The following is a 19,581-nucleotide window of genomic DNA, read 5'->3' as shown; positions in this document are numbered from 1 at the left end:
TCAAGACAGAGCACGGTCAACAGTGCGCACGGCGCGCGAACCCGACCTCGACAGGGGAGGCCTGATGGAGCGGCTGAGCGGACACCGGCGTGAGGCGCACGTCGGCGACGAGAACGGGCACGCGCCCGCCGCCAGGAGGACGCCCGTCCGCATGGACGCCGACCAGGCGCGGGCGGCGCACCACGAGCTGGTCGCCGCGCTGGCGGGACGCCCGCTGGTGGCCGTCGAACGGTTCAGCACCGCGCTGCGCACCGGCTACACCGGCCCGGACGCGATCGAGGCCCTGCGCCCGGCCCTGAGCATCGGCTGCTACGGGGCGTGGGAGCCGGCCACGCCCGGCGTGGTCGTCGCCGCGGAGGACCGCACGCGCCTGCGCTCGATCGCCGAGCGGCACGGCTGGCTGCCGCGGACCCGGCACGACGCCGCCAGGCACCTGGTCCAGCTCGACCGGCCGCCGGTCGTCTTCACCTGGTACGCCACCCACAGGCTGCGCGAGCTGGCGGGCCCCGGCGCGGTGGTCACGGCCATCGACGGGGACGTGCGGGCCACGATCGAGGCCAAGCACCTGTTCGACGACCTGCTGCGCGCGGCGGGCGTGCCCGCCGTGGCCCGGGTCCCGTGCGTGCACACCGAGCGGCTGCCGAGCCTGCCCGAGCTGCGGCGCGCGGTCCGCACCGAGCGGGTCGTCGTGCAGGCGGGGTACGCGGGCGAGGGGCGCGGCACGGTGATCGTGTCGGACGAGGAGGACATGGCCCGCGCGGCCCGGCTGCTCGGCCCGTACCGGGTCGCCGCGTACGTGAGCGGCTGGCCGGCCACGATCGCCGTGCTCAGCGTCCCCGACAGGGACGGCGGCGTGCGCGTGTACGCCGACCGCCCCTCGCACAGCTCGACCGGCATCGCGGAGCTGGGCATCGACCCGACGAGGAGCGCCGGCAACGACTGGTCGCGGCCCTGGCCGACGCCGGCCGCCGCGCTGCTCATCGAGTGCGCGGAGCGGATCGCGGTCTGGGCCTGGCGCAGGTACGGCATCGCCGGGCTGTTCTGCCTGGACGCCATCCTCACCCCGGCCGAACGGGTCTACCTGTCCGCGATCAAGTGGCGGCACCAGGAGAGCACCGAGGTGGCGGCGGTCAACCAGCAGTCGCTCGGCCTGCCCCCGTTCGTGCTGGCGCATTTATCCGTCATGCTGGGCGGCCAGGTGACGTGGCTCGGCGACCCGCACGAGCACAACCAGCTCTCGCTGCTGCGCGCCACCCAGTCGGGCGGCCCCTTCTCCGTCAAGGTCCGGCTGCGTCGCGAGGACGGCCCCGTCCGGGTCTCGGCCGTGCACGGGCCGGGGATCTACCGCCTCGACCCCGCCGACCGGCTCATGTGGGTGCGGCACGGCGCGCACCCGGGCGACGCCTATCCGGAACGCGGGGAGTTCCTGCTGGCCAACCTGCCGGGCCCGGACGTCGTCTGCCATCCGGGGGCCGACATCGCCACCTACGAGGGCATCGCCGAGGGCGAGGCGCACCCGTTCGACGGGCCGCACTCAGCCGCGCTGTCCACGGAACGGGTCCTGGCGGCCATCCGCGACCTTTTCCTGCCCTATGACCCTGCGCGTGCGTGACCCGCACCCACACCAGCGGTCCCGCCGGACGCGGAGAACGCGCTGTCTCGGGCCGGCCGGAGTGCGCAGACCAGCGCCGGCCCGGGGCAGTGTCAGCAGTACCCGGCGCTCACCCCGGTTTGGCGCGGTGTTCCAGCAGGAGCAGGGCGATGTCGTCGGCGTGCTGGCTGGCGTGCGGGACGTGGTCGAGCAGCCTGCCGCCCAGCCGCTGGAGATCTTCCGAGGTGCGCGGGAGCTGCCCGGCCAGGTTGGCGATGCCGTGGTCGAGGTCCACGCCGGGGGCCTCGACGAGGCCGTCGGTGTAGAGGGCGAGCAGGGCCTCCGGCGGAAAGGGCGCCTGCAGCGTCGGATACTCGGCATCGGGGTCGATGCCGAGCAGCAGCCCGGTGGGGACGTCGATCGGCTCGGCGGGCATGTTGGGCGGGCGCAGCAACGGCGGCGGATGCCCGGCGCTGGCCGCCCGCAGCGTCCGCAACTGCAGGTCGACGTAGATGAGCAGGCAACTGGTGAACAGCTCGGTGTCGACGTCGATGAGCAGGCGGTTGGTGTTCTTGAGCACCGCGCCGGGGTTGGCGCCGGCGACCGCGTTGGCGTGGATGGCGGTGCGCACCTGGCCCATGAGCGCGGCGGCGGTCACGTTGTGCCCCTGCACGTCGCCGATGACCGCGGCGGCGGAGGTTTCTGTCAGGCGGATCAGGTCGTAGAAGTCGCCGCCGATGCCGAGGCCGCGGGTGGCCGGCACGTAGCAGGCGGCGACGTCCAGGCCGGGGATGTCGGGCAGGCTGCGCGGCAGCAGGGCCTTTTGCAGGGAGTGGGAGAGCTGGTCCTTGGTGTCGTGGCGCACGGCGCGGTCGAGGGCGTGGGCGACCAGCCCGGCCAGGGCGGTGAGGGCGGCCCGCTCCTCCGGGCCGAACGGGTGGCGCTCGGGGAAGGCGAGCACACAGGCGCCGATGACCTCGTCGTGGACCGCCAGCGGCAGGAACGCCCAGGCCGCCATCCGGTCGTAGTGCGCGGCCTGCGGGTAGCGCTCGTTCAGCTCCTGCCAGTCGGAGAAGAACTCGGGCTCGCCGGTGCGCGTGACGTCCTCGGCGGGGGTGCGCGAGGTGATGGGCAGGCCGTCGAACCGCGCGAGGAGGTCCCGGTCGTAGCCGCGTGAGCCGGTGATCCGCATCCTGCCGCCCTCGGCGATCAGGATCGCCAGGGCCTTGGCCTTGAAGACGGGCAGCACGTGGTCGGCGACCAGGTCGATGATCTCGTCGACGTTGAGCGCCCTGGTCAGGGCCGCGGCGAGCTGGAGGAAGTTGAACGAGGCGTGCGCCCGCGGCAGGCCGCCGCGCCCTTCGACGAGCTCGTGCGTGTGCCACGGGGTGAGCCGGTCGGCTTCGAGCGGGGTGATGCGCAGGGTGAGGCCGGACGGTTCCGGATAGAGGTGGAGTTCCACGGTATGTCCTTCGGGGGAGCGGGCCGAGCAGGAGGATGGCAGTCCGGTCATCAGCGCGGCCCGGCAGCGGTCCTCGACCAGTGGGTCCTGCAGCCATTCCGCGACCTCCCACAGCGACCTGCCGAGCAGCTCCGCCATGTCGCCGCCGAGGAACGTGGCCGCGGTGTCGCTGACGAAGGTGATGCGGCCCAGCAGGTCCAGGGAGAGGCCGCCGACTCGCAGGCGGTCGAGGTAGCCGGAGACGGCGGGGTCGGGACGTCGTTCCGGGGCCGGAGCCGGCTCGGGAACCAGGACGCGGAGATGTCCTGTCGGGCCGGACGGCTGCGCGTCGGGGGGCGCCTGCTGCAGGACGGCGCCCATGTCGTGACAGGCGTGGGCGATGGCCTCGCGCTCGTGGGGGGCCAGCTCGTCCGGGCGCGACTCCGGCCAGACCAGGACGAACGAGCCGCGCGCGTGATAGCCGGCCATGATCGGGGCGGCGACCATGGCGAAGGAGTACGGCGTGGCGAGCGCCGTGGAGGGGAAACGCCGGACGAGATCGTGATGGTTCGGCACCCAGATGAGCTGGCGGTGACGGACGGAGGCCGCCGCCGGAGTGCCGGTCTCCAGTTGGATCCGCGTCCAGGGCCGGATGATCTGGGCCGGCAGGCCGACCACCGCGTCCATGATCAGGACCGGTTCCGTCTCGTCCTTGAGGAAGACGACGCCGATGTGCGCTCCGGTCTCGCGTACGGACCGGAGGAGCACCTCGTCGAGCTTGGCCCCATGCCATGGCATGGTTTGAGCGGTACACATGAATTACCCCGCTCGGCCCTGCAGCCCAAAATACGGACGAATCGCCATAACTCGACCGTATGGTGGGCGGGCCGAGGGCAAGAACATCCCTTGCCGGATCCTGGTCACTTGCTGGCCGGAAAATGGCATATTCTCGCCCCGGCGCGTTCAGTGCCCGGGAAGTCACGCGCCGCCGCCGGCCAGCCGGGGGTCAAGCGGCGCCGAACGTCAACCAAGAAACGCCGCGAGCGCGGCCACGAATCGGTCAGCGTCGTCGACCCACGGGAAGTGGCCCGCCGCCTGTTGCACGACGAACTTCGCGTCGGGGAACAACCCGGCGAACTCCGCCAGGACGCTCGCAACCGCGTTCAGGTCGACCTCACCCGCCAGGACCAGCACCGGCGCGGGGAAGGCGGCCAGCGCCGCGCGGGTGGCCTCCGGGTCGTAGGCGCCCTCGGCGCCGAAGACGGCCGCGGCCTCGTCGTTGCGCCGGCCGGCCTGCGACGCCTGGTGGGCCTGCGCCGCCGCGTCCCACCGGCCGTAGAAGAACGGGTCGATGGCCTGCCAATCGCCGCCGGCCCCGGCCACGATCGCCTCCAGGGCCGCGAAGGCCGGCTCGAACCAGGGCTCGTCCCGGCGCAGCCGCGCGACCCGCAGGCGGGACTCGCCGGTGGCCTCGAGGCCGACGGCCCTGGTGCTCGGGGTGATCAGGGCCAGCCTGCCGACGCGCCGCGGGTGGCGGGCGGCGTACAGGGCCGCGAGGTTCGCGCCCGCGCAGTGGGCCAGCAGATCGACGCGGTCGAGGCCGAGGTGCGCGCGCAGGGCTTCGACGTCGTCCACGAGCCGGTCGCAGCGGTAGGAGGCGGGGTCCTCCGGCTTGGCGGACATGCCCGTGCCCCGCGGATCCGCCATGATCAACCGCCGGTGCGCGGTCAGGCCGCCGAGTTCGCCGAGGTAGTCGCAGTCCTGCATCGGGCCGCCGGGCAGGCAGATCACCGGAGCGCCCTGCCCCAGCGAGCGGTAGGCGAGCATGGTGCCGTCGGGCGCGGAGTAGGCGGGCATGGCGCAGATCCTCCCAGCGGGCCGCCGGCCGGGCAATCGGTTATCCGGCGTCCGGAATCTTGGGAGCCAGATGGGATTGCACTACATTGGGGCCGTGGATGAGCGTCTGGTGGCCGTCGTCGGGTACGACGGCGCCGAGCTGATCGACATCGCCAGCGTCACCACCAGCCTGGGCATGGCCAACCAGTACGGGTCGCTGCGCGTGCCGTACCGCATCAAACTGGTCACCCCCGGCGGGCGGCCGATCACCTTCCCCACGGGGCTGACGATGCAGGGCGGCCTCGCGCTCGAACGCGTCACGGGCCCCTTCGACACCGTCCTCGTGTCCGGCGGCTGGGGACACGAGCAGGCCGCCGCCAACCCGCTGATCACCGCCCACGTACGGCGGATCGCGCGGGAGAGCAGGCGGATCGCGTCGGTGTGCACGGGCGCGACCATCCTGGCCGCCGCGGGCCTGCTCGACGGGCGGCGCGTCACCACGCACTGGCGCTGGGCCGACCGGCTGGCCGCCCGCCACCCCCCGGTCAAAGTCGATCCCGACCCCATCTACATCCGCGACGGGAACGTCATCACCTCGGCGGGCGTCACCAGCGCGCTCGACCTGTCGATGGCCCTGGTCGAGGAGGACCACGGCGCGGAACTGGCCAGGACGCTGGCGCGCGAGCTGGTGATCTACATGCAGCGGCCGGGGAACCAGGCGCAGATGAGCATCTTCACCAGCGCGCCGCCTCCCGGCAACGACCTGGTCCGCCGGGTGACCGACCACATCGGCTCCCACCTCGACGGGGACCTGTCGGCGGTCGCCCTGGCCGCAGAGGCGGGCATCAGCGTCCGGCACCTGACCCGGCTCTTCCTCACCCACCTCGCGCAGACCCCCGCCCAGTACGTCCGGCAGGCCCGCATCGAGGCCGCCGCCCACCTGCTGGCCTCCACCTCCCTGCCGATGCCGAGGGTGGCGGCGCGCTGCGGCTTCGGCTCCGCCGAGACCCTGCGCCAGGTGTTCACCGCCAAGTACGGCATCGCGCCGTCCCGCTTCCGCAGCGCCCACTCCAGCACCGCCTGACCGCCCGGCTCACCTCTCCGCGGTCACCGCCGGGGCCGGGTCGGAGGCGATGCGCAGGGAGGCGACGAGCTCCCGGTAGAGCTCGTCGGTCGCCAGCAGCTCCTCGTGACCGCCCCGAGCCCGGATCCGCCCGTCCTCCATGACGACGATGGTGTCGGCGTCGATCACCGTCGAGAGCCGGTGCGCGATCGTCACGACCGCCCCCGCGTTCGCCCGGTTGCGGATGCAGTCGTGGATGGCGGCCTCGGTGAGCCCGTCGAGCTGCGCCGTGGCCTCGTCCAGCAGGAGCACCTCCGGCGTGCGGAGCAGCGCGCGGGCCAGGGCGATGCGCTGGCGTTCTCCGCCGGAGACCTGCGTGGAGGTCAGCGGCGTGTCCAGGCCGTCGTCGAGCAGGCCGACCTTCTCGGTCAGCCGGACCTCGCGCAGCGCCTCGGCCATCTCCCGCTCGGTCGCGTCCGGGTGGGCGAACAGCAGGTTGTCGCGGATCGTGCCGGGCACGATCGGGGTGTCCTGCTCCACGTACGCCAGCCGCGCCCGGATCTGGTCGCGGGTGTGCTCGGAGAACGGCCGGCCGTCCAGGAGCAGCTCACCGTCCCGGGGGTCGAGGAAGCCCAGGATGAGCGAGAACAGGGTGGTCTTGCCCGCGCCCGACGGCCCGACGATCGCGAGGTGGCCGCGCCGGGGCACGGTCAGGTCGATGCCGCGCACGGCGGGCCCGGCGTCCGGGCCGTAGGCGGCCGTGACACCCCGCAGTTCGAGCACGGGCCCGTCGCCGCGACGTCCGCTCGGCGCCACCGCGGCGGCGACGACGTCGGGCTCGGTCTCCATGGCGTCGATCTCCCTGATGCGTTCGGCCGCGGCGATGCCGGACTGCAGGGCGGTGAAGTTCTGGCTGAGCTCCGTGATGGGGTTCATCAGGCCGAACGCGTACAGCAGGAACGCGATCAGACTCGACACCTCGAGCTGGCCCGCGCTCGCCCGCCAGGCGCCGACGCCGAGGATCAGGATGATCGCGAGCTGGATGCCCGACCAGGCGATCGTCCAGGCCGTCGCCTCGGCGCGCACCGCGCGTACCCCGTGGTCGGCCGAGACCCTGGCGTGGCCGAGGATACGTTCGGCCTGGCGGCCCTCCGCGCGGCTGACCTTCACCGTCCTGATCGCCCGCAGCGTGCCCTCCAGCACGCCGCCCAGCAGGCCGACGTGCTCCTGCGCGCGTTCCTGCGCCTTGGCGATCGAGGGCATGAGCAGCGCGAACAGCACGACGACCACCAGCACCGCCAGGACGGTCACGCCCATCAGCACCAGGTCGAGCACGGCCATCAGGACGAGCGTCCCGATCAGCATGACGGTCCCGTTGATCAGGCCGATCACACTGGAGGTCGCCGCCTCGCGCAGCAGCACCGTGTCGGAGGTCACCCGGGTGATGAGCTCGCCCGGGGAACGCCTGGTCACCGCGGGCACCGTGGCGCGCAGGAAGCGGCGCACCATCGACTCCCGCGCCTCGTACACGACGTTCTCGCCGAGCGTGCCCAGCCTGATCCACTGCCAGCGCGAGATCGCCGCCCCGAACACGAGCAGCACCAGCAGCGCCAGCACCGGTTGTGCCAGCGAGCCCCCGGTGCCGAGCGCGTCGAGCACCCATTTGGTGACCATGGGCGAGGCCAGGCCCAGCCCGGAGCCCGCCAGGGCGAGCACGAGCCCGAGCGCGAGCGTGCGCAGATGCGGCCGGGCGAAGGACCACAGGATGCGGAGCCGCGGGAACCCTTGAGGGACATTCATGACCCTATTGGAACAGTTGTGTTCCGAAAAAGTCAAACGTGTTCCCTTGTGGTAAAGGGCGATACCGTAGGCTCCATGGACACAACTGCCCCCACCGGCGCACGGGCACGGACCAGGCGCGCCATCCTCGACGCGGCCCTGTCGGTGCTCTCCAAGAACATCGGCGCGTCACTGGCCGACATCGCCGCCGAGGCCGGTGTGGGGCGCACCACGATCCATCGCCACTTCCCCGAACGCTCCGACCTGATGGCCGCGCTCGGCACGCACCTGCTCGACCAGATCGAGGTGGCGACCCGGCGCGCCCGGCTGGAGGAGGGGCCGGCCATGGAGGCGCTGGAACGGGTCTGCCAGGAGTACTTCGAACTCGGCGAGGGCCTCTGGTTCGCCTTCGAGAACCCCCAGATCACCGAGTGGACCGACTGGGAGAGCGAGACCGAATCCGACCGGACCCTGGCCCGGGTCGTCGAGCGCGGCCACGCCGAGGGCAGCATCGACCCCGAGCTTCCCGCGGCCTGGGTGGCGCAGGTGTTGTGGGCCGTGCTCTACGCCGCCTGGCAGCACACCCGCGAGAACGCCGCCTCCAAGCACACCTCGATGACCCTGTGCCTGCGCACGCTCAGGAAGTCGATCGCGGCCACGGGGGCCTGACCCCGACCCGGGCCCAGGGCTCAACGGATTCTCAACGCGTGCTCAACGCGGCTCTCCCTACTGTCGCCTGAACAGCTCGACAACGTGCATGGCGACACGAAGGGGAGAACATGGACACGAAGACGACGCCCGTTCCCGGCAGGAGGGCGTACCTGACCCGCCGGACGCTGGTCGTCCCGGCTGCCGTGGCGGCCGCCCTCGCGCTCGGACTGCCCGCTCACGCCGCCGGCGACAGCAGCGCCTCCGCCGCCTCCCCGCAGATCGCCGCCGCCTCGGCCGTCTCGGCGTCGGCCGCGGGACAGATCCCCGGCCGGTACTGCGGCCAGGCCAAGGGCTCCGGCGGGTACGTCCGCCAGGCCGCGCCGTGGAGGAGCGGGGCCCACATCCGTGTCTCCTCGATAATCCACTGCGGCAAGGCCGACATGTGGAACTTCCGGTCAATGGAGACACACCTCTCCCAGTACCGAGGGCTCGGGATCTGGTCGGCCAAAGCTCGCAAGATCACCCGCAAGAACGGCCGCGCCGCTTATACCGTCACCCACAACCTGAGCTGGAAGTGCTCCGGCGGGAGCCAGCTCTACCGCACCACCACCGCCAACCGTGTCGGCCGCTGGCTTTTCAAGACCTACTCGGGCCAGCGACGCATCAGCTGCTGACCGCTGAGGGCCGCCCTCCTCCTGTCTTGGAGCGTTCATGTCCGTTCGTTCGCGATCGATTCTCATCGTGATCGCCCTGCTCGCCGTGGTGGGCGCGGGATTCGGCGTCCGGATCTCAGTCGCGCAGGACGACTACGAGGCAGGCAAACGCGGCTACGTCGCCGCCGCGGACGCCGTCTGCCTGACAGCCGGGCGGGAGACGGCGACCGCCGACGGGGAACCGCCGGCCACCGCCCAGGACGCCGTCGCCGAGCTGCGGCGCAGCGCCACCGCGATGACGCGGGCCGTCGCCGCTCTGGAGGCACTCCGGCCGCCCGAGCGCGACGACGGGCTCATCCGCGACCGCTTCGTCCGGCCCGCCCGGCTGCTGTCCACGCGGCTGACCGTGTGGGCGGGGCAGGCGGAGAAGGAACTGGCCGAGGGCCGCGAAGAGGCGGCCGAGGCCGTGGTCGAGCGCTCGCTCGCCCCGGACGACGCCGAGGTCGCCCTCCGCTCGTTCGCCCTCTCCTACGGGCTGAGCGCGTGCGCGGGTGGTTAGCGGCCCGCCGCGTGGATTGACGGCGGGCGCGACGGCGAGCCGCCGCGCAAACCCGCCCCGCAGCGGTGACGATCAGGGGAAACGCCTGGTCAGGCGATCACCGACCGACGGAAGGAGACACGTCGATGGCGACGTGGACGAGCGAGGAGCTCAGCAGGATCGAGGCGGCGGACGAGCTGGAGATCGCGCCACGGCGGCGCGACGGCACGCTGCGCAAGCCGGTGCCGATCTGGGTCGTCCGCACCGGCGACGACCTCTACGTCCGCTCCTACAAGGGGTACGACGGCGCCTGGTTCCGCGCCGCCCTGGCCAGCCACGAGGGGCGCATCAGGGCCGGCGGTGTGGAGAAGGACGTCACCTTCACCGAGGAGGCCGACCCCGACGTCAACGAACGGATCGAGGCCGCCTACCGGGACAAGTACCACCGCTACGGCCCGACGTACGTCGACCCCATGGTCGCCACTCAGGCGCGGGCCACGACGCTCAAACTCCTGCCCCGCTGACCGGCCGCGGCTTCGTCCCGGGACCGCACGGGTCTCGGGACACCGGGGCGGCAAGTCTGGGAGAAGCTTGGAAATCTCATGTGGGGCCGATTGTGCGGCGCAGGGGAGGGATCCGAACAGGCGTGTCCGCGATTATCGCTGCCTGCCTGAATTCGACAAAATCCCAGGCTCTGGCCGCATTCGGGAAGAGTAAAATAAATGATTATTCAAGAACTCCAGGAGAAGCCTCTTCCGGATAACCGGGAAGTCGCCGGAGCCGCCGTGGCCGTGGCCGAGTCGACGCGGCAGATGCTCAAGCCGCCCTTCACGATGGAGGCGGTTTCCCCGCCGCGCCCATTGCCGACTCCGACCCCGATGCCGGTGCAGCCGATCGTCGGGCCCCGAATTCTCATCTACAAGCAGGACCCCACCGTCGCCGAGTTGGGCGTGCGGCCGATCTTCATTCCCAGCGCCGTGCTCAGCGGCCCCTCCGATGCCAGGATCGTCACCGAACTGACCGGGACCACGCCCGTGGCGCGCAACGTCAACGGCGACTTCATCTTCGTCCCCAACACGCCGGAGTTCGACTGCTCGCACACCTACGCGGTCGTCCACGAGACGCTGACGATGTACGAGCGCCACAATGGCGGCAACCCCATCCCGTTCGCCTGGAACACCGGCGGCAACGTTGACCGGCTCACCGTGTTCCCGCGCGCCGCGGTCGGCGCCAACGCCTTCTACAGCAGGACGGCCAAGGCGCTGAAGTTCCTCTTCTTCACCCCGACCGGCGCCACGCAGGACATCTTCACCTGCCGCTCCTTCGACATCGTCTCCCACGAGACGGGGCACGCGATCCTCGACGGGCTCAAGCCCGGCTGGCTCAGCGCGGACAACCCGCCGCAGACCGGCGGCCTGCACGAGTCGTTCGGCGACCTGACCGCCATCTTCATGGCGCTGGCGGAGCCCGACCAGGCCGAGGCGCTCGTCGCGCTCACCAAGGCCAACCTGCACGCCAAGAGCTTCCTGTCGAGCGTGGCCGAGGAGTTCGGCAAGGGGCTCGGCATGCCGTTCGGCCTGCGCAACGCCGACAACGACCTCAAGCTGAGCGAGGTCGGCAACGAGGTGCACGCGATCTCGCAGGTGTTCACCGGCGCCATCTACGACGTGCTCGCCGACATCTACGCCCACGAGCGCACCAAGCAGGAGACGCTCAAGAGCCCCACCATGATCCTCATGCAGGTCGCGGACCGGCTGTGCAAGCTGCTGTTCGACGCCATCGTCAAGGCGCCGGCGACCAAGGCCACCTACGCCGACGTCGTCAACCAGATGCTGCAGATCTCGGCCGCCCAGGGCGACCCGAACATCTACCGCACCTTCCTGCGCAACCGGTTCGCCGTCCGCGAGGTGGTCACCTCGCCCACGCCGTTCACCGAGATGCTCTCCGGCGAGATGGACTTCGCCAACGCCGACTACACCGGCGACGGCAAGACCGCCAAGGACGTCACCAACGTCAAGACCGCCGACACCGCCTCGGCCAGCCTGCGCGCGGTGCAGGACCGCACGGCCTGCTGCGGCACCATGCAACTGCCGGAGTTCCAGGTCATCGACGCGGCCAAGCTCACCTCCAAGGGCGACCTGAGCAACGAGGACATCCTCGCCGCGCAGCTGAGCGCGCTCAAGAAGGCGTTCAAGTAACGGCCGATGCGTGTCAAGATCGAGAGAGCCGGTGGCTTCGCCGGCATCGAGCAGACCGTCGCCGTCTACGACACCGACGACCTGCCCGAGCGGCAGGCCGCCAAGGTGTACGACGCGCTGGCCGCGATCGAGGCCGCCGCGGCGCGCGGCGAGCTCGACGAGGTGGGCGCCGACCTGATGATCTACCGGATCACCGTCGGCGACGGTTCCGGAAAGGTCTACAAGGTGCCTGACGAGGGCTCGCGGCTGGCGGGCCCGCTCTCCGCGCTGGTGCGCCCGTCCGGCTGACCGCCGCGGGGGCGGGGTGCCCGCCCTCGCGTGTCACGCGTCCAGGTCGTCTCCAGGTGGTCGTTCTCCGGCGGCTCCTCCAGCAGGGCGAGATCCGATGGCACCAGGGTGGCGCTGTTCATCACCAGCGCCGTCAGCAGGTTGTGGTTCAGCCAGTTGCCGACCGGCTCGGGGACCTCCTCGCGCGTCAGGCCGCACACGCCCTCCTTGCTCAGCCGCTTGCGCACGCCCGCGATCACGCGTTCGACCTTGCGGTGGTTCCAGTCGCCCTCGGGATCCACCTCGGCGAGCAGTTCGGCCACCTGCTGGCGTCCCAGGGGATAGGGCCGGGCCTCATAACGCAGGTAGCGCTGGCCGAGCGCGACCAGGACCAGCCGTTCCCTCGGGTCCAGCCGCCAGGACGGCGGTTGGTCCGTGGTTTCGGCGTACGCCGGCACCCGCTGGTCGCCGTCCGGGCCCACCACGTACACCTCCATCAGGTGCTCCCGGCCGCCGGAACCGCGGATGAACAGCGGCGTGTAACCGGGGGCGAGCGGGACCTCCTCCTCGTTGGGGAAGAGCCATAGGGAGTGCGGCATCCGGATGGGCACCCGGCCGGTGTTGCCCACCCACCACCTGCCGTTGCGGTGCGTGAGCACGCCGTGCCGTCTGCTGATGTGCCGGTCCTCCTCGCTGATGCACACGTGCACCTCATCCTTGTTGCGTCCGAAAAGGATCTGGCGTCCCTCGCCGGGCCCGATCGTGAAGCCGCCGCGGACCGTGAGCGCGGCGATCGCGCCGGGTGCCGGCCGAAGGGTGTCCGCCGGCGACATGCCGAACTTGAGGCTTTCGTGCCCTCTCGGCAGCTCACGGCCCTCGTCGTCGGCGCTGGACAGGATCTCGGCCATGTTCCCCCTTCGGTCCTGTGCCGGGCGGCACGCCCATGCCCGGCGATGAAGGCACCATACGATCGCCCGCCGGGACCGCTCCCGGGCGGAGGTGGACCGCCGGTCAACCCGGCAGGTTCGCGGCGGCGGCCTCGGCGAGATCGGTGGCCGCCCGGCAGTACGTCCTGCCGGGACGGCCTCCTGACACGACCACGATCACGATCTCGACCCTGGCCTGGCCGTGCAGGTCGGTGAAGGGACGGTAGGCCACCCTGACCGCGCAGCTACGCTCGCCGCAGCCGTCCGCCAGGACGAACGCGTCGCGGCCGGACAGCCGCGTCCGCCCCGAACCGAGCTCATCTTCCAGCCGATACCGCCCGCCGATGAGATCTCCGGTTCGCATCGCCGACATCGTAGGCCTGTTCGAGGTCGCGGGACCCCTCCCGGCGTGCTCGCGATATCGATCTGGTATTCCGAGCAGCCCACATCAGGAGGAGCGACCTTTGCGCAGCAGGACGAAGGCCGAGGTCTACGAGCTGGCCGAAACGGTCGTACGCAACATGTGCACGCAGACCAATCTCTTCTGGATGGTCGAGCACGACATGCGGGCCAAACTTCCCGAGATCATCAGGAACGAAGCAGGCACGCTCATCCCGGAGCTCGCACGCGACGCCATCGTGGAGGCGACACCGGACTCACGCGAAACCCAGCGGCTGATCGAGGACAAGGTACGCGCCGACCTGTCGACGATCATCAGATCGGAGGCGGAGAAACTCATCCCGGACCTGGCCGGCGAAGCCGTCGCGGGCGCGCTGCCCGACATGACCAAGCTGCAGGAGCAGCTCGTCCGCCACGCGGAGCGGAGCCTGGTCCAGGCCGTCCAGCGGGAGACCCGCCAGGCCATCCCCGACCTGATCACCAGGTCGGCCGCCAAAGTCGTCAAGTCCGTCACCGAGTCGATCGGCAAGGAGGAGCAGCGGGCCATCGACTCGATCAGGGACGCGGTGGAACGCGAGGTCGGAACCGCCCTGGCCGAGTTCACGCCGAACATCGTCAACGTGATCCTCCCCGACGGCGAGATCATCGAGGCCGGCCTGGACTCGCACATGGTGCTGCCCGAGCTGCTCATCGCCCTGCACGCGCGCTGCCACGTGCTGCTCGTCGGCCCGGCGGGCACCGGCAAGTCCATGCTGGCCAAACAGGCCGCGCGGTCGCTCGGGCTGGAGTTCCAGGCATTGTCGCTGGGGCCGACGACGCCGATGAGCAAGATCTTCGGGTACTACGACGCGCACGGCAACTACCACGGCACCCCCTTTCGCCGCGCGTTCGAGCACGGCGGCATCATGCTCTTCGACGAGATCGACAACGGCCACCCCGGCCTGCTCGCCGAGCTGAACCAGGCGCTCGCGCTCGGCACCTGCGCCTTCGCCGACGGCATGGTCGATGCGCACGAGAACTTCCGCGTCGTGGCCACAGGCAACACCTACGGCACGGGCGCCGACCGGCACTACGTCGGCCGCCAGGCGCTCGACTCCGCCACCCTCGACCGGTTCGTCGTCATGGACGTCCCGATCGACGAGAAGCTCGAGGAACGGCTGACGTTGCGGCACGCCCCGTCCAACCACGCCGCCGCCCGCAAACTGCTGAAGGAGATCAGGACCCTGCGCGCCAGGGCCGAGCGGAAACAACTGCCCGTGATCCTGTCACCCCGGGCCGGCATCGACGGCGCCAAGCTCCTCGAGGCGGGGGCGAGCGTCGAACAGGTGCTGCGCTGGCGGGTGATGCGCGGCCTGTCGCAGGCCCACCGCAACGCCCTTGAGTCGGACTGACCCCGATGACCGGATTCCACATCCCGCCGATGTTGTCGTGGCAGGAGTTCCTCGACCAGGCCACGGCTCCCGAGACCACCAGCCTCGGCGACTCGCGCACCAACTCGGCCGCGTGGGCGGGCGCCGACTGGGAGGAGGCGATCAGGCTCGCGCGGGACGGCTGGCCGCTGGCCCTGGAGCAGGCCGACGTCACCGTCGGGCAGTTGCGCGAACGGGCCGGCCTGAGCGCGGCCGTCACCATCCTGGAGCCGTCGTGGGACGTCACGGGCAGCGAGGTCGACATCGGCGCCTACCTCGCGGGAGAGCCGGAGTGCATGGTGGACGCCGTGCCGAGGCAGGTTTCGCGGCGCGGTAAGGTGATCACCTTTGTGGTCCCGGTGGTGTACTCGAACAGCGTCCCGCACGCCTCCGTCATCAACCGCGGGCTGGCCCTGGCCACGCTGTGCGCGGCCATCATCGAGGCCGGGCACAGCGTGGAGATCTGGTGCGGGGCCACCGGGATGGTGAACTCGCGGACCCGCTACCGCGCCATGATCAGAGCCATCTCCGCCGGTGAGCCGCTGGACATCGGCAGGTTGATCTTCGCCATGGCCCACCCCGCCATGTGCCGGAAAATGGTGTTCGGCCTCTGGGACGGGCGCGAACCGGCGGTCGTGCGGGCGATGGTGCGGGCGAACTACGGGTACCCGCCCTTCGACTGCCGGCCGACGGACCTGCCGGAGGAGATCGCCGACCCGTACATCTTCCCCTACCTCGAAGAGGGCGACCGGCAGTGGGACGACCTGGAGACCGCTTTGGAGTGGTGCCGGCAGATGTTCGCCGACCTCGGGCTCATCCAGGACCACCTGGGCACATGATCCGGCCGCGCTGACCGCCCGCCCTCGTTGAGGTGAAACGGGCCGTCAAGAGCGCGCCGAAAACGCTGTGTATTTCCCCGCTCACCCAGTAAATTCGGATCGCGCGGTGTTCCGATCGACCGGTGAGGGGGGAGCGGCGGTGCGCCAGGGCACGACGGTCGGCGGGCGCTACCGGCTGGTCAGCTGTCTTGTCAGCGGCAGCATGAGCGAGGTCTGGCTCGCCCTCGACCTCCGGCTGAGCCGCGACGTCGTGCTCAAACGGGTGCTCGCCGACACCGCCGAGTTCAGCCGGTTACAGGCCGAGGGCCGCGCGCTCGCCGCCTTCAACCACCCCAACGTCGTCACCCTCTACGACACCGCCCAGGACGCGGAGGAATCGACGTTCTGGCTGGTCATGGAGTACGTGCCCGGCGGGAGCCTGGCCGAGCGGCCGCACATGACGCCGCAGGACGCGGCCCGCGCCGGCGCGCAGATCGCCGGCGCGCTGGCCGCCCTGCACGCCAAGGGCATCGTCCACGTCGACGTGAAACCGGCCAACGTCATCCTCACCGAGGACGGCACCGTCAAACTGGCCGACTTCGGCGCCGCCTACCGGGCCGGCGGCCGGGAGACGATCACGCCCAACGGCGCGCTCAGCTACACCGCCGACTACGCCGCCCCCGAGGTCATCATGGGGCGGCCGGAGCCCAGATCGGATGTGTTCTCCCTCGCGGCCACCGTGTACGCCCTGGTCGCCGACCGCCCGCCCCGCCCCGGAGCCGACGAAGGGGACGCCTGCATCAGCTCGTGGGAGGCCGCGCGCGGCGCGATCGCGCTGACGGCCGACGTCGGGCCGCTGGACAGGCTGCTACGGGAGATGCTCCGGCCAGACCCGGCGGACCGGCCCAGCGCCGAGCAGGCGCGGCGGCGGCTGGCCGAGATCGCCGACCCGACCCGGGCATCACCGTGGCGGCGGCCCGGCGCCCGCGTCGTGGGCGGGGTGAGCGTGCTGGCGCTGGTGGCGCTCGCCGTCCCGTTCGGGGTGTCCGCGCTGAACGGCCGGGCGGACGAAAAGCCACCCGGTGCCCCCGTGCCGCACGCCACCTCCTTGCCGTCCGCCGCTGTGACCGGGGCGGCGGCCCTGATCGGCGATCCGCGCAGCGCCGACCCCTGCGCGATGACCGACGCCAAGGCGCTCGGCAAGTACGGCCGCACGGAGCTGGACATCGACTACGGCAACTTCGACCGGTGCGACGTCATCGTCCAACCGCCCGGCGGCGGGGCGGTGGACGTCCAGGTCGACCTCGACCTCGACGCGCCCCCCGAACAGGTTGCGCCGTCCAGGAACGTGGGAATGATCGGAGTGATCGAGAACCCGGCGGAGAGCGAGGTGTGCCGGCGCACGCTCGTGCTGCCCGGCGTGAAGGACACCACCGTGCGGATCGTGACCGACTTTGAGACGGACGGCGAAGCGGACCTGTGCGCGATGGCCGACGACGCCGCCACCATCGCGGCCAAGGCGTTCGAACACGGGCCGCTCAAACGCCGCAACCCGCCCCTGCCCACCGACTCACTCGCGCAACACGACGCCTGCGCGCTGCTCGACCCGCAAGCCCTGGAAGTCATCCCCGGCATCGACGCCACAGGGCCCGACATCGGGTTCGGCGGTTGGGACTGCTCATGGGACAGCACCACCAGCGACACGTACGTGGACCTGACGTTCGACCGCGACCAGCCGCCGAACGCCGAAGAGGACGGGACGGCCAAGCGGCTCAACGGCTACCCCGTGTTCGTCAGGCCCAAGGGCGAAGGAGACGAGACGTGCCTGATCCAGGCCGTGTACCGCACATACACCGACGGGCGCGGGCGGACGGCTGTCGAAAAGGTGCGCATCGTCGTCGGCGGCTCACGGCCCATGGACCGGCTCTGTCGCATGGCCACCGCCCTCGCCGGCTCCGCCACCGCCCAACTCCGCTTCTGACCCTCGGTCACCGCCCTCGCCCGCCCCTCTCCTGACTGGCGGCCACCGCTACCTCCGCTCCTGATCTGCTCCATCCGTACGAAAGAGACGAAACGATGAAGGCTCCTCTCAGCCTCGCGCACGGCCTGTACCCATCGAGTCCCGGCATCCTCCACGCCCGCACCACCATGGGCTCGATCAGGGTCCACCCGCATCCCGGCCGCAACGTGCTCTTCGGCAGGGCAAAACGCCCGGAGGTCGATCTGAGCGTGGGCGGCGACGACCAGTCGGTGAGCCGCCTGCACGCCGAGGTGACCTACCGTAACCACCACTGGTGGCTGCGCAACCTGGGCCAGCAGCTCGTCCGCCTGCCGCGCGGCCAGCTCATGCACACCGCGACCGACCCCATCCCGCTGGCCGAAGGCTACACCCCGCTGTTCATCAGGGGCTCCGGCTACCGGCAGCACCTGCTGGAGCTCTACGTGACCGGCTACGACGACGACCTCCAGCAGCGCCACAACGGCACCACCATCCCGCCGAGGAAATGGCACCTGAACGAGGTCGAACGCCTGCTCCTGGTCGTCCTGGGCGAACGTTACCTGCTGTACGAGGAGGGTCCGCGTCCGTTGACGTACAAGCAGGCCGAGGCCCGGCTGGCCTACCTCCGTCCTGCGGACAAGTGGAGAAGCCGCACCATCGAGGACAGGATCGAGGCCGTCCGCCACCGCCTCCACGCCGGCGGCTTCCCCTACCCCCTGCTGCACGACAAGGACGCGGGCCGCCCCTACGACAACAACCTCCTGCACAACCTGCTCACCGGCCTGGTGGAGTCGACGACGCTGGTCCCCCCGGACCTCGACCTCCTGAACTCCGACCTTGAGGGCGTCTGACCGATAGCCGGATACGCCGCCTGACCTCGTCCACGCGCGCTCGCGTGCTGCCCGGGTGCGACCGGGCCGGGGCGCGGCCCGGTCGCGGAGGTGGCTCAGCTGGGCGGGACAGCTCCGTTCTTGGAGACGGGTACGGCGAGTTGCGCGGCGCCGGTGAGCCGGAGCTCCTCGGGAGGCAGGTTCCCCAGCACCGGGTTCAGATGCCGCAGGTTCAGCGAGACTGTGGGGGTGGTCGGCGCGCTGACGTCGAACTTCTCAAGATCGACCCAGCGTACGATGTCGAACACGTCTTGCGGGATCTCGTCACCGCCCTTCTGCACCGGCACGCAGAGTTGGCGGGCGGCGGTGACCTGGACGGTGTGGTTGGGGATCTGGCCGGTCAGCACCGGGTTGAGCTGGGTGAGGGTCAGGGGCATGTTCATGACCGGGTTCGGCCGGTGCGCGTAGCACAGCAGGTCGATGTGCGAGATCACCCGCAGAATGTCGGGGGCGGGGACCACGCCGTTCTTGGCCACCGGGACGCACAGGTGCTCGGGCACGACCAGTGAGACGCTGAAGCCCGGAACGTTCTGCAGGACCGGGTTGAGGTGGCGCAGCGAGAGGTTCTGGCTGATCTGCGGCCCGGTGACCCGGTAGCAGGACAGGTCGACGAACCTGATGTAGTCGAGCACGTTCGGCGGCGGGATGACGTTGTTCTTGGCCACGGGGACGCACAACTGCTCACGCTGGCCGAGCGTGACCTGCACGGGCGGCTGGTTGGCGAGCACGGGGTTGATGTGGCGCAGCGCCAGCGAGACGGCCGACGGCTGGTACGGCGTGGTCTTGAAGCATTCCAGGTCGAGATTCGACACGAATTCCTTCGGCGTCGGCGGGGCCAGGGCGGCCGCGGGCGGCGTGACGAGGAAGGCGGCGGCGAATACCGCGAGTCCAGCCGATAAGAGACGTCTTACCAGGATTTTCGCGCGTGGATTTGGTGCGCCCTTTCCGTTCATGAATCCTCCAGGGCCGGTTGATTGTGCCTCGACTGTGCGCCCTCACAACCGGCCCAACAAGGCAGTGACCGCTAATTGACATGGAAGCGCGTATTCGGTAATTGTGTCCATCCCGAATTTCGGCCCATCCGTCCCTCATTCAACGCGCACCATTGTTCCGGCCCGGTGGC

18 protein-coding genes are annotated in these 19,581 nt (G+C 70.8%); 12 read left to right on the top strand and 6 right to left on the bottom strand.

Annotation, left to right across the window (positions count from 1 at the left end; translation table 11 throughout):
- Positions 1–64: 64 nt before the first annotated feature.
- On the top strand, positions 65–1,612 hold the full coding sequence (locus tag ACFOY2_RS43125; protein WP_379533930.1) for a hypothetical protein: 1,548 nt from the start codon (positions 65–67) through the stop codon (positions 1,610–1,612).
- 109 nt (positions 1,613–1,721) lie between these two features.
- On the opposite strand, the gene ACFOY2_RS43120 is transcribed toward ACFOY2_RS43125, so the two are convergent.
- Together ACFOY2_RS43120 and ACFOY2_RS43115 are read right to left on the bottom strand one after the other, a co-directional pair.
- Positions 1,722–3,830 (bottom strand): SpoIIE family protein phosphatase, encoded by a 2,109-nt coding sequence (locus ACFOY2_RS43120; protein ID WP_379533929.1) that lies wholly within the window; start codon positions 3,828–3,830, stop codon positions 1,722–1,724.
- A 225-nt stretch (positions 3,831–4,055) separates the two neighbouring features.
- Complete coding sequence (locus ACFOY2_RS43115; RefSeq protein ID WP_379533928.1) at positions 4,056–4,889, bottom strand: alpha/beta fold hydrolase; 834 nt, start codon at positions 4,887–4,889, stop codon at positions 4,056–4,058.
- Between the two features lie 94 nt (positions 4,890–4,983).
- Here ACFOY2_RS43115 and ACFOY2_RS43110 point away from each other — a divergent pair, with 94 nt between their 5' ends.
- Entirely contained in the window at positions 4,984–5,952 is a 969-nt protein-coding gene (locus tag ACFOY2_RS43110) for a GlxA family transcriptional regulator (protein ID WP_379533927.1), read from the top strand.
- A gap of 9 nt (positions 5,953–5,961) precedes the next feature.
- Here ACFOY2_RS43110 and ACFOY2_RS43105 read toward each other — a convergent pair whose 3' ends face one another.
- Positions 5,962–7,731 carry an ABC transporter ATP-binding protein gene (locus ACFOY2_RS43105; RefSeq protein ID WP_379533926.1) on the bottom strand — a complete coding sequence of 590 codons (1,770 nt, stop codon included), beginning with the start codon at positions 7,729–7,731 and terminating at the stop codon, positions 5,962–5,964.
- A 75-nt stretch (positions 7,732–7,806) separates the two neighbouring features.
- Here ACFOY2_RS43105 and ACFOY2_RS43100 point away from each other — a divergent pair, with 75 nt between their 5' ends.
- The 6 genes from ACFOY2_RS43100 to ACFOY2_RS43075 all read left to right on the top strand — a co-directional run bounded on the left by ACFOY2_RS43100 (position 7,807) and on the right by ACFOY2_RS43075 (position 12,038).
- Positions 7,807–8,379, top strand: a complete 573-nt coding sequence (locus ACFOY2_RS43100) for a TetR/AcrR family transcriptional regulator (protein ID WP_379533925.1) — start codon at positions 7,807–7,809, stop codon at positions 8,377–8,379.
- Positions 8,380–8,489: 110 nt separating this feature from the next.
- Positions 8,490–9,035: a hypothetical protein gene (locus ACFOY2_RS43095; protein ID WP_379533924.1), complete on the top strand. Its 546-nt coding sequence runs from the start codon at positions 8,490–8,492 to the stop codon at positions 9,033–9,035.
- A gap of 37 nt (positions 9,036–9,072) precedes the next feature.
- Positions 9,073–9,573: a hypothetical protein gene (locus ACFOY2_RS43090; RefSeq protein WP_379533923.1), complete on the top strand. Its 501-nt coding sequence runs from the start codon at positions 9,073–9,075 to the stop codon at positions 9,571–9,573.
- A 125-nt stretch (positions 9,574–9,698) separates the two neighbouring features.
- The gene (locus ACFOY2_RS43085) at positions 9,699–10,076 is read left to right on the top strand and encodes a DUF2255 family protein (protein WP_379533922.1); all 378 of its coding nucleotides are present in this window, start codon (positions 9,699–9,701) and stop codon (positions 10,074–10,076) included.
- A 198-nt stretch (positions 10,077–10,274) separates the two neighbouring features.
- Positions 10,275–11,750, top strand: a complete 1,476-nt coding sequence (locus ACFOY2_RS43080) for a hypothetical protein (protein WP_379533921.1) — start codon at positions 10,275–10,277, stop codon at positions 11,748–11,750.
- Positions 11,751–11,756: 6 nt separating this feature from the next.
- Positions 11,757–12,038 (top strand): protealysin inhibitor emfourin, encoded by a 282-nt coding sequence (locus ACFOY2_RS43075; protein WP_379533920.1) that lies wholly within the window; start codon positions 11,757–11,759, stop codon positions 12,036–12,038.
- Here ACFOY2_RS43075 and ACFOY2_RS43070 read toward each other — a convergent pair.
- Both ACFOY2_RS43070 and ACFOY2_RS43065 read right to left on the bottom strand, forming a co-directional pair.
- Positions 11,969–12,925 (bottom strand): hypothetical protein, encoded by a 957-nt coding sequence (locus tag ACFOY2_RS43070; RefSeq protein ID WP_379533919.1) that lies wholly within the window; start codon positions 12,923–12,925, stop codon positions 11,969–11,971. The genes ACFOY2_RS43075 and ACFOY2_RS43070 overlap by 70 nt on opposite strands.
- A 103-nt stretch (positions 12,926–13,028) precedes the next feature.
- Positions 13,029–13,307, bottom strand: a complete 279-nt coding sequence (locus ACFOY2_RS43065; protein ID WP_379533918.1) for a hypothetical protein — start codon at positions 13,305–13,307, stop codon at positions 13,029–13,031.
- A 100-nt stretch (positions 13,308–13,407) separates the two neighbouring features.
- Between ACFOY2_RS43065 and ACFOY2_RS43060 the strand changes: the two genes are divergently transcribed.
- The 4 genes from ACFOY2_RS43060 to ACFOY2_RS43045 all read left to right on the top strand — a co-directional run bounded on the left by ACFOY2_RS43060 (position 13,408) and on the right by ACFOY2_RS43045 (position 18,419).
- Positions 13,408–14,733, top strand: coding sequence for an AAA family ATPase (locus ACFOY2_RS43060; protein WP_379533917.1), 1,326 nt, complete (start codon positions 13,408–13,410; stop codon positions 14,731–14,733).
- A 5-nt stretch (positions 14,734–14,738) separates the two neighbouring features.
- A complete protein-coding gene (locus tag ACFOY2_RS43055; protein ID WP_379533916.1) occupies positions 14,739–15,590 on the top strand; it encodes a DUF7192 family protein in 852 nt (283 codons plus the stop codon).
- 139 nt (positions 15,591–15,729) lie between these two features.
- On the top strand, positions 15,730–17,550 hold the full coding sequence (locus tag ACFOY2_RS43050; RefSeq protein ID WP_379533915.1) for a serine/threonine-protein kinase: 1,821 nt from the start codon (positions 15,730–15,732) through the stop codon (positions 17,548–17,550).
- Between the two features lie 95 nt (positions 17,551–17,645).
- Positions 17,646–18,419, top strand: coding sequence for an FHA domain-containing protein (locus ACFOY2_RS43045; protein ID WP_379533914.1), 774 nt, complete (start codon positions 17,646–17,648; stop codon positions 18,417–18,419).
- 95 nt (positions 18,420–18,514) lie between these two features.
- On the opposite strand, the gene ACFOY2_RS43040 is transcribed toward ACFOY2_RS43045, so the two are convergent.
- The gene (locus ACFOY2_RS43040; protein ID WP_379533913.1) at positions 18,515–19,270 is read right to left on the bottom strand and encodes a hypothetical protein; all 756 of its coding nucleotides are present in this window, start codon (positions 19,268–19,270) and stop codon (positions 18,515–18,517) included.
- Positions 19,271–19,581: the final 311 nt, after the last annotated feature.

It is taken from the genome of Nonomuraea purpurea (assembly GCF_042650645.1).
Classification (GTDB): Bacteria; Actinomycetota; Actinomycetes; order Streptosporangiales; family Streptosporangiaceae; genus Nonomuraea; species Nonomuraea purpurea.
The sequence above is the reverse complement of the archived record's forward strand: the minus strand, read 5'-3'. Positions and strand labels throughout refer to the sequence as shown.

Bases quoted from the DNA above. Each gene is read 5' to 3' on its own strand.
- ACFOY2_RS43125 (WP_379533930.1), top strand. From the start codon at position 65: ATGGAGCGGCTGAGCGGACACCGGCGTGAGGCGCACGTCGGCGACGAG.
- ACFOY2_RS43120 (WP_379533929.1), bottom strand. From the start codon at position 3,830: ATGCCATGGCATGGGGCCAAGCTCGACGAGGTGCTCCTCCGGTCCGTA.
- ACFOY2_RS43115 (WP_379533928.1), bottom strand. From the start codon at position 4,889: ATGCCCGCCTACTCCGCGCCCGACGGCACCATGCTCGCCTACCGCTCG.
- ACFOY2_RS43105 (WP_379533926.1), bottom strand. From the start codon at position 7,731: ATGAATGTCCCTCAAGGGTTCCCGCGGCTCCGCATCCTGTGGTCCTTC.
- ACFOY2_RS43100 (WP_379533925.1), top strand. From the start codon at position 7,807: ATGGACACAACTGCCCCCACCGGCGCACGGGCACGGACCAGGCGCGCC.
- ACFOY2_RS43095 (WP_379533924.1), top strand. From the start codon at position 8,490: ATGGACACGAAGACGACGCCCGTTCCCGGCAGGAGGGCGTACCTGACC.
- ACFOY2_RS43090 (WP_379533923.1), top strand. From the start codon at position 9,073: ATGTCCGTTCGTTCGCGATCGATTCTCATCGTGATCGCCCTGCTCGCC.
- ACFOY2_RS43085 (WP_379533922.1), top strand. From the start codon at position 9,699: ATGGCGACGTGGACGAGCGAGGAGCTCAGCAGGATCGAGGCGGCGGAC.
- ACFOY2_RS43080 (WP_379533921.1), top strand. From the start codon at position 10,275: ATGATTATTCAAGAACTCCAGGAGAAGCCTCTTCCGGATAACCGGGAA.
- ACFOY2_RS43075 (WP_379533920.1), top strand. From the start codon at position 11,757: ATGCGTGTCAAGATCGAGAGAGCCGGTGGCTTCGCCGGCATCGAGCAG.
- ACFOY2_RS43070 (WP_379533919.1), bottom strand. From the start codon at position 12,925: ATGGCCGAGATCCTGTCCAGCGCCGACGACGAGGGCCGTGAGCTGCCG.
- ACFOY2_RS43065 (WP_379533918.1), bottom strand. From the start codon at position 13,307: ATGCGAACCGGAGATCTCATCGGCGGGCGGTATCGGCTGGAAGATGAG.
- ACFOY2_RS43055 (WP_379533916.1), top strand. From the start codon at position 14,739: ATGACCGGATTCCACATCCCGCCGATGTTGTCGTGGCAGGAGTTCCTC.
- ACFOY2_RS43045 (WP_379533914.1), top strand. From the start codon at position 17,646: ATGAAGGCTCCTCTCAGCCTCGCGCACGGCCTGTACCCATCGAGTCCC.